We start from the raw sequence: 1,016 nt of genomic DNA, 5'->3' as shown, positions 1-1,016 counted from the left end.
AAAATGTTTCGAGCTATTTAAGTTTTACAGTTGATGCGATGGCAGAAGTGCAGTTTTTGTCCGAGGTCGCCGAGCAGGCTGACTGCGATATTTTATGTGATGTGAATAATATCTATGTCAGCGCAATGAACCACAAATTTGATCCGCAAGAATACATTCGGGCTTTGCCTGTAAAACGCATAAAAGAAATGCACTTGGCGGGCTTCGAAGATCAGGGCACGCACTTGCTCGATACGCATGGCGCAAGAGTGCACGGACCGGTTTGGCAACTTTACCAAACAGCGTTGGAGCGATTTGGCCCTATTCCTACTTTGATTGAATGGGATACTGATATTCCGGATTTTTCCGTTCTGCAGGAAGAGCAGAGCAACGCAGCCCGCATGATGGCTCAGTGCTCAAAGTATTCCAGTCTTGCTTCTGCAGAGCAGGTATCCAGGTAATGAAGCTTGCGAACATTCATCAAGCCTTTATTTCAGGCATCTATAATCTAGAGACGGATATCAAGCCAGGGGCATTTATTCAAGCGGGTGAGAAGCTTGATCCTGAGCAGTGTTTAGCGATTTATCGCGGCAGTGTTTACGGCAACTTATGTTCTGCATTAGCAGATATTTATCCTGCCTTTTTGCAATGTGTTGGTGAGCAGTTTTTTCAGGCATTAGCACTGCGTTATGTTAAAGCACACCCTTCCGCGTCAGCGAGTCTGGACCACTATGGTGCCGAGTTTCCAGAATATGTTGGAGACTTTGAGGCACTTAAATCGCTCCCTTACGCTAAAGATTTGGCACAGCTTGAGTGGTATTGGCATTTGGCTTTTCACGCCAAAGATGAGCAGCCCCTTGACGCTATTCGCTTATCTGAAATTGATGAAGATCGATATGACAAGATAACTTTTTTGCTTCCAGCCAGTGCCCACTTACTTTCCTGCAACTATCCGATTAAAGAGATCCGTGATAAGTGCCTGGAAGATCGAGACAAAGCAGAAGGGAATGAAGATCAACCCTTGAATTTAGATTCCG

The 1,016-nt window shown here is 45.4% G+C and carries 2 protein-coding genes; both read left to right on the top strand.

The features are described from left to right. A partial coding sequence (locus A3766_RS25910; RefSeq protein ID WP_156509152.1) for a DUF692 family multinuclear iron-containing protein occupies positions 1-440 on the top strand: 440 nt, incomplete at its 5' end. After that, positions 440-1,016: DNA-binding domain-containing protein (locus A3766_RS25905; RefSeq protein WP_068643249.1), on the top strand; the 577-nt coding region annotated here is incomplete at its 3' end. The genes A3766_RS25910 and A3766_RS25905, both read left to right, overlap by 1 nt.

This window comes from Oleiphilus sp. HI0132 (assembly GCF_001635845.1).
This window is presented reverse-complemented; position numbering and strand designations above follow the sequence as displayed.